Source organism: Rhodococcus sp. 15-2388-1-1a (assembly GCF_002259145.1).
GTDB lineage: Bacteria > Actinomycetota > Actinomycetes > Mycobacteriales > Mycobacteriaceae > Rhodococcoides.
On the sequence record NZ_NPFP01000017.1, the window covers coordinates 83,832 to 97,864 of the forward strand.

At 63.9% G+C, this 14,033-nt stretch carries 14 protein-coding genes; 7 read left to right on the top strand and 7 right to left on the bottom strand.

The features are described from left to right. The 4 genes from CH302_RS11305 to CH302_RS11320 all read right to left on the bottom strand — a co-directional run bounded on the left by CH302_RS11305 (position 1) and on the right by CH302_RS11320 (position 5,087). Positions 1-600, bottom strand: coding sequence for a sulfite oxidase-like oxidoreductase (locus tag CH302_RS11305; RefSeq protein WP_037192380.1), 600 nt, complete (start codon positions 598-600; stop codon positions 1-3). Beyond that, entirely contained in the window at positions 591-3,179 is a 2,589-nt protein-coding gene (locus CH302_RS11310; protein WP_037192545.1) for an AMP-binding protein, read from the bottom strand. Before CH302_RS11310 ends, CH302_RS11305 begins: the two co-directional genes overlap by 10 nt. Positions 3,180-3,251: 72 nt before the next feature. Further along, complete coding sequence (locus CH302_RS11315; RefSeq protein ID WP_037192377.1) at positions 3,252-3,674, bottom strand: YqhA family protein; 423 nt, start codon at positions 3,672-3,674, stop codon at positions 3,252-3,254. 129 nt (positions 3,675-3,803) lie between these two features. Next, positions 3,804-5,087, bottom strand: a complete 1,284-nt coding sequence (locus CH302_RS11320; protein ID WP_037192375.1) for a competence/damage-inducible protein A — start codon at positions 5,085-5,087, stop codon at positions 3,804-3,806. Positions 5,088-5,177: 90 nt separating this feature from the next. On the opposite strand from CH302_RS11320, the gene CH302_RS11325 reads away from it, so the two are divergent. Continuing rightward, positions 5,178-5,585, top strand: a complete 408-nt coding sequence (locus CH302_RS11325; RefSeq protein ID WP_037192373.1) for a DoxX family protein — start codon at positions 5,178-5,180, stop codon at positions 5,583-5,585. Positions 5,586-5,728: 143 nt separating this feature from the next. On the opposite strand, the gene CH302_RS11330 is transcribed toward CH302_RS11325, so the two are convergent. Next, positions 5,729-6,244, bottom strand: a complete 516-nt coding sequence (locus tag CH302_RS11330) for a hypothetical protein (RefSeq protein WP_141216628.1) — start codon at positions 6,242-6,244, stop codon at positions 5,729-5,731. Between the two features lie 32 nt (positions 6,245-6,276). Continuing rightward, on the bottom strand, positions 6,277-6,954 hold the full coding sequence (locus CH302_RS11335) for a hypothetical protein (RefSeq protein WP_141216629.1): 678 nt from the start codon (positions 6,952-6,954) through the stop codon (positions 6,277-6,279). A 103-nt stretch (positions 6,955-7,057) separates the two neighbouring features. On the opposite strand from CH302_RS11335, the gene CH302_RS11340 reads away from it, so the two are divergent. After that, a complete protein-coding gene (locus tag CH302_RS11340; RefSeq protein ID WP_052047813.1) occupies positions 7,058-8,272 on the top strand; it encodes a hypothetical protein in 1,215 nt (404 codons plus the stop codon). A gap of 158 nt (positions 8,273-8,430) precedes the next feature. Here CH302_RS11340 and CH302_RS30015 read toward each other — a convergent pair whose 3' ends face one another. Beyond that, positions 8,431-8,586, bottom strand: coding sequence for a hypothetical protein (locus tag CH302_RS30015; protein ID WP_176460688.1), 156 nt, complete (start codon positions 8,584-8,586; stop codon positions 8,431-8,433). A gap of 264 nt (positions 8,587-8,850) precedes the next feature. Between CH302_RS30015 and CH302_RS11345 the strand changes: the two genes are divergently transcribed. From CH302_RS11345 to CH302_RS11365, 5 genes are all read left to right on the top strand, one after another. Further along, positions 8,851-9,333, top strand: a complete 483-nt coding sequence (locus CH302_RS11345) for a hypothetical protein (protein WP_141216630.1) — start codon at positions 8,851-8,853, stop codon at positions 9,331-9,333. A gap of 164 nt (positions 9,334-9,497) precedes the next feature. Next, on the top strand, positions 9,498-10,157 hold the full coding sequence (locus CH302_RS11350; RefSeq protein WP_037192371.1) for a response regulator transcription factor: 660 nt from the start codon (positions 9,498-9,500) through the stop codon (positions 10,155-10,157). Between the two features lies 1 nt (position 10,158). Further along, positions 10,159-11,559 carry a sensor histidine kinase gene (locus tag CH302_RS11355; protein ID WP_230596327.1) on the top strand — a complete coding sequence of 467 codons (1,401 nt, stop codon included), beginning with the start codon at positions 10,159-10,161 and terminating at the stop codon, positions 11,557-11,559. Between the two features lie 124 nt (positions 11,560-11,683). Next, a complete protein-coding gene (locus CH302_RS11360; protein WP_037192534.1) occupies positions 11,684-13,048 on the top strand; it encodes an MFS transporter in 1,365 nt (454 codons plus the stop codon). 25 nt (positions 13,049-13,073) lie between these two features. Further along, a complete protein-coding gene (locus CH302_RS11365; RefSeq protein WP_037192532.1) occupies positions 13,074-14,012 on the top strand; it encodes a TAXI family TRAP transporter solute-binding subunit in 939 nt (312 codons plus the stop codon). Positions 14,013-14,033 lie beyond the last annotated feature (21 nt).

Here is a 14,033-nt window from a genome sequence, read left to right on the forward strand (position 1 = left end):
TCAGTCGCCCTGGTACCGCTGCTCGCGCCACGGATCTCCGTAGTCGTGGTACCCACCGCGTTCCCAGAAGCCTTGCTCGTTCTCCACGGTGAGCTCGATTCTCGAGATCCACTTCGCCGATTTCCAGAAGTACAGATGTGGAACGAGAAGCCGTGCGGGACCACCGTGTTCGCGAGTCAGGGGAGCGCCGTCGAACTCGGTGACCAGCCAGGCCTTCCCATCCCTGAGATCTTCGAGGGGAAGATTGGTGGTGTAGCCGTCGAAGCCGTGCACCACGACGTAGCCGGCATCGGTATCGAGACCGTCCAGCAGAACGTCCAGGCTCACGCCCTTCCACGTGGTGTCGAGCTTCGACCACTTGGTGACGCAGTGGATGTCGACGGTCGGAGTCTCGTGCGGGAGAGCCGCGAATTCGTCCCAGGTCCAGCTGCGAGTGTCGCCGCGTTCGGTGGTGACCGAGAACGACCACGTGTCGGTCGCGACGACGGGCGCGGGCCCGATCGCGAGGACGGGAAAATCCTTGGTCAGATACTGACCGGGGGGAGTACGCCCGTCGTCGCCGCGTCGCCGACCCACGAAGCCCTTCGAGATCAATGCCATGGTGGCCAATTGTGCGCTCGTGGTCGGGAGCCTGACAAGTCGGACGGCACGGCGATGTCGGAACGGACCGTCGTCGATCGCGACACGATTCGACTGCGGAGGGAAAGTACGAATTCGACCGCCTGCCAGTACAGAATTCCGACGATGATCGACAGGGCGAATGCGAGCCAGGGATGGTCGTCGCGAAGCGGCAGGTAGACCTGAAAATGGGTCAGGTAGATGTAGAGGGAGGCGCTCGCCAACACCCCTGCCACCCGGCTCAGCATCGCTGGGAACGGAATCGACGACAACCACACCAACATGCACAGTCCGACAGCGACGATGACTTCTCGTTGCGTGTCGCCGAAGAAGAACCCGGGCACCGTACCGACGATGGCCGCCGTCACCCACAGTCGCTGCGGGATCGTCTTCGCCTGCGCCGCAGCCCAACCCAATGCGAACAACCAGAAGACCACCGACGCGGTGAGGATCCGGTTGGGGCTGTCGTCGATGTCGATCAGCCCGTAGCGGGTGACGAGTCCGAGGCCCACGAGTCCCATCGGGAACCAGAACGAGTGACCACGCTCGAGACGGTCGAGCAATGGAATGGTCAGTGCCGCAGCAGCGGCCAGAACGATGTACACGATCGCCTCGACGAACCAGTACCGCCATTCCGCAGACCACCCGTCGGGGCCGAGGATCCCGTTGAGCAGAAATGCGCTGGTGATTCGATAGTCCCCGGTGAGGGCGATGACGCATCCGATCCACACCATGCTGGGGACGGCTATCCGGGCGACGCTTCGGAGCACGCGTCGAGTCCGTTCGATGCGATCCACGGCCCCGAGGTGAAAGCGGGCGAAGTTGTAGCCGGCTATCCCGAGTAGCACGTGGGCCCCGCCGAGCACCGCGAACAGGTGAATGTGTGAGCCGACGATCAGAACGATCGCGAGGGCGCGCAGCAGAACGTTCGTCTCCATTCGGTGCCAGCCACGCCGTGAGCGCCGACTCCGATCGAACTCGCGCACCGGTGTGGTGTGCCAGTTCTCGGGCAGGTGGCCGAGCATGGCCTCCAGCCGTATCGACACACGTACGTAGGACAGGGAGTCGCCGCCCAAACTCACGAACGTACTGTCGTCCTCCACCTGTGAGCAGTGCAGAATCTCGGTGAACAGTGCCTTCACGTCAGCGGTGGCCGGGACGGTGTCCGACGGGTCGAGTTCGTGCCGGGCAGCGATCTCCGCAACCGCTCGCAGATCCGGTTTGCCGGTGGGCGTTCGCGGTAGTCGGTCGACGAGACACACCCGTACCGCTGCCGCGGGTAGTCCACTGCTCTGCGCGGCAATGCGGCGGACTGCGTCGATGTCACCGCCGTCCACGACGATGACCAGCTCGTCGATTCCACCGGTGCAGCACGCCGTCAGCCCGTGCTGCGCGAGCGTGGACTCGACGTGCTGCAGGTCGATGCGCAGGCCGAACACCTTCGCGAATCGACTTCGGCGGCCCACCACCTCGTAGAATCCGTCGTCCGTGAGTCGCGCGAGGTCGCCGGTGCGTAGTTCGCCCGCGAGGGTGTCACCGAGGCGAAGGTCATCGGGGCTCTCGGCGTACCCGAGCATGACGTTCGGCCCGGAGTAGACGAGTTCGCCTGTACCGCTGGGGGAGTCGTCGACTGTCTCCAGGCGGAAGGACCCTCCGGGAATGGGACGGCCGATGGTGTGTGGGTGGGTGGCGGCGAGATCGGATGGCAGATAGGCCATTCGGGCAGTTGCCTCGGTCTGCCCGTACATGACGAACAGGTCCCATCCCCGACGTCGGCCCAGCTCGGCGTACTTTCGGACGCGATCCGGCGGCATCTTGCCACCGGCCTGCGTGATGTAGCGCAGCTCGGGCAGATCCAGCTGATCGAATCCCATCCGGTCGAGCAGATCGAAGGTGTAGGGCACGCCGGCGAACGTCGTTCCGCGCTGGGCCCGCACGAGATTCCAGAAGGCGGGATCGGTGACGGAGGAATCGGTCAGAATCAACGCGGCACCGCGAAGAAGGTGGCTGTGGACGACCGACAATCCGTAGCAGTAATGCATGGGCAGCGTCGTCACTGCTCGGTCGGTGGCGCGGATACCGAGGTACTCGGCGATCGACTCGGCGTTGGACTGCACGTTTCGGTGCGAGAGTCGGACGAGTTTGGGTGATCCGGTCGAACCGGACGTGCTGAGAAGCAACGCGAGGTCGGGGTGCAGGTCATGCTCGGGTCGTCGGCCGGCCTTCTCGACGACGCTGCGGCCGTCGACGGTGCGCACCACCACATCGGGCCGGTATGCGTCGATCAGGCCGTCGAGGTGGCCGGAATTTTCGCTCGGAGCCATCAGCACCGGATGCCCGGCCCTCAGCGCTGCCAGATACGTGACGATCACGTCGACGTCGTTGGAACCGGCGATCAGCACGAGACAACGCGTCGTCCCGAGTTCCGACGCCCGATGCTCGACGCGTTCGTCGAGGTCACGGTAGGTGAGCGCCTCGTCGGCCGTGATCAGAGCAGGTTCGTCACCGAAGCGGCCGAGGTCGCGCGCGAAGCGCACACCGGGGCGGTCGACGTAGGTCATCTCGCTGAGCACCGACGGAGTCTATATAAGGAATGCCGAACCTAACTAGATGACCGCCGCCCGGCCGTGGATTCACGGACTGCGATGCCAGGTTGCGAACACGATCAGCAGACCGCCGACCAACGCGGTGGACACACTCTGAGCGATGAGCTCATCCGGTTCCGGCCTGGTGATGGACACTTCCAGGAATCGCACTACCAGCACCAGCAGCAGCGTTCCTGCGGTCTGCCTCTTCAACTGACCGAACGAGGTGGTTGTCAGCGAAGGCGGCAGGTCGAGGTCGTGTACGAACAATTCCCACAATCCGAATCCGACGATGAGAAGCACGGTCGCGATGAGGATCGAGTCGATACTTTCGAACAATTTGACCAGTGCTTTGTCGGAGGAGAGGCCCTCGACGATGAGCAGGCGGACGAAGTCCACACCCTTTGCCAAGGCCCACATGTAGGTGACGGCCGACAGCAGGAGGGCAGTCGAGGCGCCGACGATGCTCATGAAACGGACTTTTTCGACGGCAAGTCGGCGACCCGTTGGCTGCCCGTTCACAGGTGGTTGTGAATGCTGCTCGGAGTTGTCCTTCGGTGACGACATGTTCGGGTCCCTCCTGCGCTGTCTACGAGACCTTCAGCGAGTCTTCAACGCGTCGGCGAGCATGTGCATTGCTGCGGTGGTGGACAGTGCACGCACGCTTGCTCGGTCGCCGGGGAGATGAAGCGTGTGGGTGACGGTAGGTCGGCCCGTGACGGCGATACCGAAGCACACGGTCCCGACCGGCTTGGCGTCGGTTCCGCCACCCGGGCCCGCAACGCCACTGGTCGATACCGCGATGTCGACGCTGAGCCGCTTCAGTGCGCCTTCGGCCATCAGCGCCGCCACCGGCTCGCTGACGGCTCCGTGCCGATCGATCACCTCGGCTGGGACGTCGAGCAGGCCGGTCTTCGCCTCGTTGGCGTAGGACACCACCGCGCCGATGACGTACGCCGACGATCCTGCGCGGTCGGTCAGGCGTGCGGCGATCATCCCTCCGGTGCACGATTCTGCCGTCGCGATTCGGTGCCCGGACAAGCGGTTCGCGACGATGTCGTCGATGGTGGAGCCGTCGGTCGAAAAGACCTGTGCACCATGGATTTTGTCGATGAGATTTTCGAGTTCCGTGTATGCGGTTCTCGCTGATTCGGCGTAGCGGGTCACCATTTCGAGCTCGCCCCGACTCAGGCAGGTGGTGATCTCGAGTTCGCCGAATCCCGTGATCTCGCGCTCTGCCGTTCGCAGCGTCGCGGCGAGGTCGGCCTCGGACAGTCGATAACCGCGGATGGTGTCCTGTCGCATCTGCGTGCGGCGGGCCAGAACCTCGGCGACGGGTGCGCTGTCGAGGGCCTCCGGCCACATCGCCTGCAGTTCGCGAGGTGGGCCGGGCAGGATGAGGACGGCGGGCAGTGACCTGGAGTCGTCGGCCGGTATCGCGACCCCGGGTGCGGTTCCGGTCGGTGAAATGGACTGCGCACCTTGCGGAACCATCGCCTGCTTGCGGATACCGGCCCGTAGCGGTTCGGAGTCGGCTGCAGAACTCATGCGGCTTCGCCACCGTTGCACGATCGCGTGGATGCGATCTTCGAGCTCGGCGTCCAGGATCAATTCGCGGCCGTACAGCGCGGCGACGGTCGGAACAGTGAGGTCGTCGGCGGTCGGACCCAAACCTCCGGTGGTGACGATCAAGTCCACGCGTTGGTCGGCCAGAAACCGAACCTGCGCAGACAGATCGTCCGGTCGATCACCGCACACGGTGATGTGGGCGACGTCGACGCCCATCTCGAGAAGTCGCTGAGCCACCCATGGGCCGTTCCGGTCGGTGACCCGACCGGCCAGAACCTCGGTTCCCGTGACCACCACACCTGCTCGCACAGTCATGCTTAGACCTTACTGACTGGGGTGCGCCGGTGACTTTCTCGGTTGGACCGGGTCCAAGAGGTGACATCGACCGCTACCGAGGAGACAACCATGACCACCACCCACACCAGCGCGCCGGGGAAGATCGCTCCGCGGATCGGCCTCGTTCTACAGATCCTCGTGATCGTCTTCCTACTGTTCGACGCGATCGGCCACATTCTGAATCTGCAGGTGGTGAAGGACGCATCGGTCGACCTCGGCCTGCGCGACGACATGGCTCCGATCACCGGCATCGTCATGCTGGTCATCCTGGTTCTCTATGCCGTTCCCGCGACGTCGATCCTGGGTGCCATCGTGCTCACCGGCTATCTCGGTGGAGCCGTGCTCACCAACTGGCGTGTCGAGAAGCCTCTGCTGAGCACCGTGTTCTTCGCGATCTACGTGGGCATCGCAGCGTGGGGCGCGCTGTACCTACGGGACGAGCGGGTGCGCAGCATCATTCCATTGCGCCGAACGTAGGGATCGGCGTTCGAGCGGTCCGCGCCGCTACTCGACTGCTCAGGTGAACGGGTTATCCCTGTTCTCTGCACTCGGGCGCGTCTGCCACGAATTCGGGTGTTCCCGGAACAACCTGCACCCGGAGCGAATGAGACCCAGCGATGTCAGGCCACGGTGAAGCGCACGGTATTACCGGCGGGGTCGAGCAGGGTGGTGTTGAGTGGAGAGTCCGTGGTCACCGTCAGTCCCGCTCTACCGGAACCGATGTCGATGGCGAGTTGCTTGCTCCACTCCCTACCTTCGGGCGGAACCGTACCGACGGCGGCGGAGTTCAGGTGGACCATCCACGTGCCGCCGGTCGGCTTGGCACCGCTGTACGGGTCGACCCATGGGGCGTCGAAATTGTTCATGTTCACGAACACGGTGAGCGGGCATCCGTCGGTGAAGAACGTTCTCCAGGTCAACGTGATCACCGCGATACCCGGTCGGTCGTGAGGCGTGTACACGTCGCCGCCCACCTCACCCGCGCACGGCAGTGACAGTTCTCTGCCCAAGGAAAGGTTGTACGGGAACGGCGTGAACTCCTGGTGGTGTGCTGATGCCACACCCGGTGCTCCGACGAGAACTGTTGCGAGCGCGGCGAAGACAACAGACATTCTGACGGTCCAGGGTCGAGTCACGAACAGGACGATACGGGAATCGCGTCGAGAACTCAGTGTCGTCGGTCGTCGACGTGTGCGAAGTTGATTCGCCTCGGTGCGTTGGGGTCGCGCGGTGGTGGCTTCTGCCGTGCGGCAGCAGCGGCGAACCAACCGCCTTCAGGAACCTCGATCTCGGGAGTCTGTCGATTGTCCATGTCGATCTGCGCTGCGGTTTCGGGATCGGGCTCGTCCCACAAAGTGGTCACATCTGCAGCAGCAGCGGCGAATGCGCTGGCATCGACCGTGTATCGCGTTTCGTCGATTCCGAAGTACGGCCATGCGAAGTGGACGTTCATCGGGCCTGGGGCAGGCAAGGCAGTGAGTACGAGACCGATCCGCCCGTGAATACCGCTTCCGTTCCCGCCGTTCGCCTGCAGGCCTGTGGGTCGGCCGGGGAGATTGGTGGATACAGTGCCCTGCGCATCCTCGAAGCCGATCAGCATGGGCGGGGTATGGCCGGACTCGGGCTTTCCGAAGCCGTACATACCGAGGAAGCGATCCGTGGTCGGGACCGCGGCTTCGACCGACAACGTCACGCAACGGCTGTAAATGTGTGCGCCGGTGAGCCAGACCGCGATGGTGTCGGTGTGTGCGAGTACGAGTCGCAAGGGCACCATGGCCGGAATCTCGTTGACAGGTACGCCCAGAAAGCGCAACGGTGCTGGGTTCGAGCCGGATTGATTGCTCACGCCAGCCACCTTGCACCAACGCTCGCAGGTGCGCAAGGAAAGGGATTCGGTGCTGGTGCCTCGGATGACCGAGACGTCCCGAGTCGAAAGCTAGGCTCTGCGAATGCGAACCGATATGCGACGCGGTGGGGTCTGGATGGACGTCGCGGTGGTCGTAGCGATCGTGTCCGTCGGAACCGTGGTTGCCGGAGTCCTCGAAGATCACCGGCCCTCCGTCGAGCCCATACCCGGCTGCGAGGTCGTTCTTCCTGCCGAGGAAGGCTTTTCTTTCTCGATCGGTTCTTACGGGGGTCGGTACGACAACCCCGACTATCCGTGGCTGACGGCAGCGAAGGCGTCGGCAATGTCGACTGCGTTGATCGAATCCTTGCCCGCCGATGTGGAACTGGAGTTCGCTCCGCCGTCGAATTCTTTGGTGTTCCAACCGATGCAGATCTATCCCGAGGGCGTCGAGATTGCGGAGGGCGTCACGGTCGAGGACATCAGCGGTGACAGTACGGCCTCCGGCGTCGTCGGTCGCGGGGATGTGCTGGCGCCCCTCGAAGTTTCGGTCGAAGAGTGGGACGGGGAGATTCCGCCGTGCGTCGAAGAGCGCGTCGACGAACGAATGACCCTGCCCGACGGCACTGTTGTCGACACGTTGGATGCGGTGTCGGACTTCAACGGAGGGGCGACGCATCGCCGCACTGCGGTCGCGTATTTCGCGGACACTCTCGTACACGCGAGAACGTCGAACGACGGTAATGACGTGATGCTCCCGCTGGAGGTGGACGAGCTTCGCGGCATCGTCGCGAACCCCGAATTGCGCGTTACCTCAGAGGTTCCCGACGGAACACCGCCACCTCCTCGTGACTGTGGTTCGTACCGAGAGTATCCGACGCTCCCGCTGTCCAAGGACACGGTCGAACGTGTCGGCGCATCACTGGCCGACCAGTGGGCAGTCGTCTTTCCGGATACGCAATCCGACCGGCCCATCGGCGATCTGGTGCTCGGGTCGTCCGGAAGTGGAAGTGCGTGCACCACAGTGAACGTATGGACACCGACCGGATCCACGGAATTGACAATCGAGATATCGACCGGGGACACCACTGGGTGGCGAAACACCGACGCGCAGGACAGTTCTGGTGTGAACCGATCGACTCTGCCCGACGGCACCGTCGTGACCAGTCGCTCCGACGAAGCTCCGCGAAGTGGGCAACCGAGCGAGTGGCTGAGTGTGCTCCGGCCGTCGAACACGCTCGTGCAGTTCAGCTTTGGAGACGGAATCGACCTCGATTCACTCGTCGATCTCGCGTCGGCTCCAGGATTGGATCTGTGATTGACAGCGATCGATGGGTGATGCACTCGATCCGAGCAGGGAGGTAAGACCTCGAAATCGACGGTCGCCCAGCGTCGGGGCGACGACTGGGCCGACCGGCGACATTGCTCGGCGGACGGGTTCGTGACGATGAACCGATCAGGCCGTCGACCCGTGGATCAGCTCTGCTCGTTCCCGTTCTCGGGAGGATGTGGCACGTTCTCGTCGTCCACGTGCGCGCCCTCGATCGCGTCGGTTTCGGCCGTGTGTTCGCGCGGGCCGTCGTTGCTGCCGTGGGACGGGACTGCATCGCTTGCATCGGTCGGCATCGTCATGAAGTCTCCACAAAGTCGGGGCGAGGGGTCGCCGAAGGTTGGACAATGTGGGTGTGCCCCGCTGCGCGCAGAACTACACCCCGAGATGGCAAGGACTGTATGAAATCGACAGGCGCACGTGGCTCGGTGTGGTCGACGGTTGCGGTGATCGTCGGGATCGTTGCTGTCGGCACGATTGTGGCCGGCCTGTTGCACGAACCGCAGCCTGACCCAGTCGTCATTCCAGGTTGCGAGGAGGTCGTTCAGCCAGAGGATTTGGTGCGAGTGAACTACGCATTTGTCAGCGAGGGTGACGCCGACGTTTCCGAGGTGCCGTGGAGGTTCGAGGCCAAAGCACGAGCGATGACCGATGCCCTGATCGCGGCACTACCCACCGGAGCGACCGTCGAACCCGAACCGTTCGCACCGACCTTCGGCTTCGACGCGGTCGCGGTACGGCAGTCGTTGGACGGCGAGGCCGACGCGCTCGGAACCGTCACCGCCGGCGATAGGACCGGCACGCTGACAGTCACCGTCGGGTTGTCCGATCAGCCCGCTGGTCCGTGCTTCGCGGGCGTCGTCGACGAGCGCTCGACGCAGGCCGACGGAACAGTGCTCGACATTCAGGACAGCAAGGACACGAGTCGCGTCATTGCGCGCGCGACCGACGGCACCCGTATCGATGTGAATGCCAGGGGCGTGTTGACGCGCGAGCAGGTCATCGATATCGCTCGTGCACCCGGTCTTCGCGCGAGCGCCCCTGCCTGACGAACTGGGTGCGCCCACGGGCCGCACCTGAGCGTTCACTACCGTCGCTCACCGGCGGCATCCCGCGCATCACACCCGATCCTGAACACTCACGTCCGCGCGCGCGTGCCGACCCGTAGCCAACAGCACTCGTCCAACTCCGACGATGGCCTATCTTGAGGTCGATGCGTATAGCTGTGGTGGAGGACGACGACGGGGTCGGTGATGCGTTGGTGGACGCGTTGACCGAGGTGGGACACGCGCCTGTCCGTATGCGTCGCGGTGCCGACCTTCTGCTCGGCTATCACGAGATGGACGTCGTGTTGCTCGATTTGGGACTGCCCGATATGGATGGTCTCGAGGCGCTGCGCAAGCTCAGGACCCTCAGTTCGGTCCCGGTGGTGGTATTGACAGCACGGGACGACGAGCGCTCGGTGGTACGGGCTCTGCGCGGCGGCGCAGACGATTACGTCGTCAAGCCGGCTCGATTGGGTGAATTGCACGCGCGACTCGAGGTGGCCGCGCATCGTCGAAGCGCGGCCACCGAACCCGCGGCGGACAGGCTGACACTCGGTGACGTCGTCGTCGATCTGTCCGGTCGTGCCGTCGAAGTCGGCGGACGCGCTGTTGCGCTGACCACCAAAGAGTTCGACCTGTTGGCCCATCTGGTGACGCGACGCGGCGAAGCAGTGAGCCGGGAACAGTTGATGGACGCGATCTGGGGTGACGCCTATGTCGCGATTTCACGAACGCTCGACGTCCACATGACGGCGTTGCGTTCCAAGCTCGCTCGCCCGGGTGCCATCGTCACCATCCGCGGCTTCGGCTACCGCTGGGATACCTGACGTGCGGCGGCGTGTCCTGTTGGTGTTGATGATCTACTCCACCGTCGTCGTGCTTGCTCTGTCGGTTCCCCTCGCACTGTTGGTCGGCCGCGAACGGGCCCAACGGTTCGGCGAGAATCGGGCCGCTGCAGCATCGTTCTTCGCAGAACTGAGCTCGCGAGAAGACGAATCCGGCGTAGCACGTATCCGAGAATCGTTGCAGCGCTACAACAGTCTGTACGACGAGGGCGTCGCCGTCGTCGATCGCACCGGAGAGGCGCGGGCGGTGTCCGGCATGGACTTGCAGAGTGCCGACGTTCAGCAGGCGGTGGCAGGAGCGTTGCGCAATCAGCGCGGCGACCTACCGTCGAGTCTGACGCCGTGGTCGGATTCGTCGGTGTTGATTGCCGCCCCGGTCGGTGGGGGAACACAAGTGGACGGCGCGGTGGTCCTCGAGGCCTCCACCGATTCTGCGCGCAGGGACGTCGCACTTGCCTGGGTGGTCATCGCTGTCGGTGCGATGCTGATTCTCGCGACGGTGGCGGCGATTGCTGTTGCGTTGTCGCGCTGGGTCGTTCGTCCGCTCAGTGCATTGTCCTCCCGAGTCCATTCGTTCGGCGACAAGTTCCACGATCAGGTGTCTATCGAAGGATCGCAACGCCTCGAGCCGGTGCCCTACGTCGGGCCACCGGAGGTGCGTGAGCTGTCCAGTGCCTTCGAGGCCATGGCCGACGACGTCGAGGCCGCCACCGCTGCGCAACGTCGATTGGTGGCCGACACCGCCCACGCTCTCCGGAACCCACTGGCAGCATTGCGAATTCGGATGGACGTGCTGGGAATGCGGGTGCCGGATTCGGCAACCGATGCGCACCAACGGACCACCCTCGAGGTCGATCGCCTGAGCTCCGTGGTGGAAGACCTGCTCGTTCTCGCGGCTGCCGAAACACCGACGAGCACTCGATCTTCGGGGTGTGATCTCGGTGCGGTTGTCGCAGATCGCGTCGAATTCTGGTCGAGCACGATAGCGGTCGCCGGAATGACTGTCCACGTCTCGGAGCCGAATGCCGAGACGGATGGTCGAGTTGCGATGTCCGAGGACGACCTGACTCGGATCCTCGACGCTCTGCTGAGCAATGCAACCAAGTACGCCGGGTCCGGGTCCGGCATCGAGATCGGCTACCGAACCAGTGACGCGGACATCACGATGTGGTTGTCCGACAACGGACCCGGTGTGCCCGATGCCGAACTCGCCAAGGTCGTCGATCGGTTCTATCGAGCGTCGAGTGCGCACGGCGACGGTACCGGTCTCGGTCTGTCGATCGTCCACGCCCTGACCGAGCGAGCAGGCGGATCCCTTCGAGTCATGGCGCGTCGGCCGGTGGGACTACGGATCGAACTGCGGCTCCCGAAGGCCGTTTCCTAAGGGAGTGTTAGGAAATCCGAAACGGCTTGGTTCGGGGCTGTGCTTGCCGTCACAGTAGGGAGGCTTCGGTTGCCGATCGTTGACCGGCAGCCCAATTGCCCGCTGAATGTGGAAGGACCAAACCATGGCCAACGAGGCCACCTCGATCACCGGTTCGACGCTCCCGAGTCCACCCGTTTCCTCTCGCGCTGCCACCCGCCGTGCCGTCTTCAACACATTGCGGGGGTCGTCCGGAAATCTGGTCGAGTGGTACGACGTGTACGTCTACACCGTCTTCGCGACGTATTTCGAGAATCAGTTCTTCGACTCGGCCGACAAGAACTCCACCATCTACGTGTACGGGATCTTTGCGGTCACGTTCTTGATGCGACCGGTCGGGTCGTGGTTCTTCGGCCGCTACGCGGACCGCAACGGGCGCAGGGCTGCACTGACGTTCAGCGTCTCGATGATGGCGGCGTGCTCGCTGGTCATCGCGCTCACTCCCGGACGGGAGAGCATCGGCGTATGGGCCGCCGTGATCCTGATCATGTGCCGGCTGGTTCAGGGCTTCGCCACCGGTGGTGAGTACGGTGCGTCGGCGACGTACATGTCCGAGGCCGCCACGCGCGAGCGCCGGGGATTCTTCTCGTCGTTCCAATACGTCACCCTCGTCGGTGGGCATGTGCTCGCACAGGTGACTCTGCTGCTGATGCAGGTGTTCCTCGAGCGCGAACAGATCGAGGACTTCGGTTGGCGCATAGCCTTCTTCATCGGCGGAGTCGCGGCAGTGGTGGTCTTCTGGCTGCGCCGCAGCATGGACGAATCCTTGACCAAGGATCAACTCGACGCCGTTCGCAGCGGTGCGGACAAAGCCTCCGGTTCCTTGAAGGAGCTGGTCGCCAACCACTGGCGGGCGTTGCTGATCTGCTTCATGGTGACGGCCGGTGGCACCATCGCGTTCTACACCTACAGCGTCAACGCACCCTCGATGGTCAAGGCCGCGTACGAGGATCGGGGGATGACCGGTACCTGGATCAACCTCGCCGGCCTGGTATTCCTCATGCTGCTGCAGCCCATCGGCGGAATGATCAGTGACAAGGTGGGCCGCAAGCCGCTGCTCGTCTTCTTCGGTATCGGAGGCGTGCTGTACACCTACGTACTCATCACCTACCTGCCGACGGCGACGTCGGTTGTGCAGTCACTCGCACTGGTGTGCGTCGGCTACGTCATCCTCACCGGCTACACCTCGATCAATGCGATCGTCAAAGCAGAGCTGTTCCCCTCGCACGTCCGCGCACTCGGCGTCGGCTTGGGATACGCGCTCGCCAACTCGGCCTTCGGCGGCACAGCACCACTGATCTACCAAGCTGCGAAGAACGGCGGGCACGTGGGTTGGTTCATCCTCTACGTGACCGTCGTGATCGCCATCTCGCTGCTGGTGTACATCTTCGTACTGCGCAACAAGTCCGAGACCGTGCTCGACCGAGAGCAGGGTCGAGCGTTCCAGTGACCTGCGACGCCTTACAGTGACTGACATGGCCGTGCCCGCAGCGTCGTTCTCGCGTAGAACGGCGCTGCGGGCAGGTCTGTTGGCCCTGGGCACTGCCGCCGTGGGTGCCTGCGCGTCGGACCCGCCGATGCAGCTGCGCCTCGCGGCAGGCGAGGTCGGCGGATTCTTCTGGGAGTTCGCCGGATTGCTGTCCGACGTTGCCGCGAAAACCGATGTAGCGCAGATCGTTCCGCTCACGTCGGCCGGCTCCGTCGACAACCTCGAGGCGTTGGGTTCTCGGCAGGCCGAGCTGGCCCTGACGCTCATGGACGCCGCCTACAGTCACCCGAGTGGAGATCTGGCGGCGGTCGGGTGCGTCTACGAGAACTACTTTCAAGTGGCTGTGCGCGCGGACTCGGCCATCGAGTCCATGGACGATCTGCGAGGGCGAAACGTGAGCATCGGTGCCCCGGGGTCCGGTGCCACCGAAGTATCTCAGCGAGTCCTCCGCGCAGCGGGTGTGACGGAAGCAGGTGCCGTCGAACAGGTTCAGCTGTCGATGAGCTCGGCGGCAGATGCCCTGACTGCCAACGAAGTCGATGCCGTGATGTGGGCGGGCGGGTTGCCGACTCCGGCGTTTGCCCAGCCTCGAGCCGCGATTCGTCTACTCGATCTGGGCACCGTCGTCGCTGATCTCAGACGCGAATTCGGTACCGCGTACGAGGCCGTGCTGGTACCGGCGAACGTGTACGGCGAACATCCGGAGGTGACCACCGTCGGCATTCCGAATCTTCTCCTGGCACATCCGGACGTGCCGGACCGCGTCGTCGCTGCACTGGTGGGTGTGCTTCTCGATCAGTCGTCCGGGCTGGTACCCGGTCAGGCGATCGGCAGCCAATTTCTCGACGCGCGGTCGCTGGTCATGACCGGCAGCATCCCGCTCCACCCCGGAGCCGAACAGGAATATCGCCGACGGCACGGGTGACCGGCGTTCGGAGAAACGACC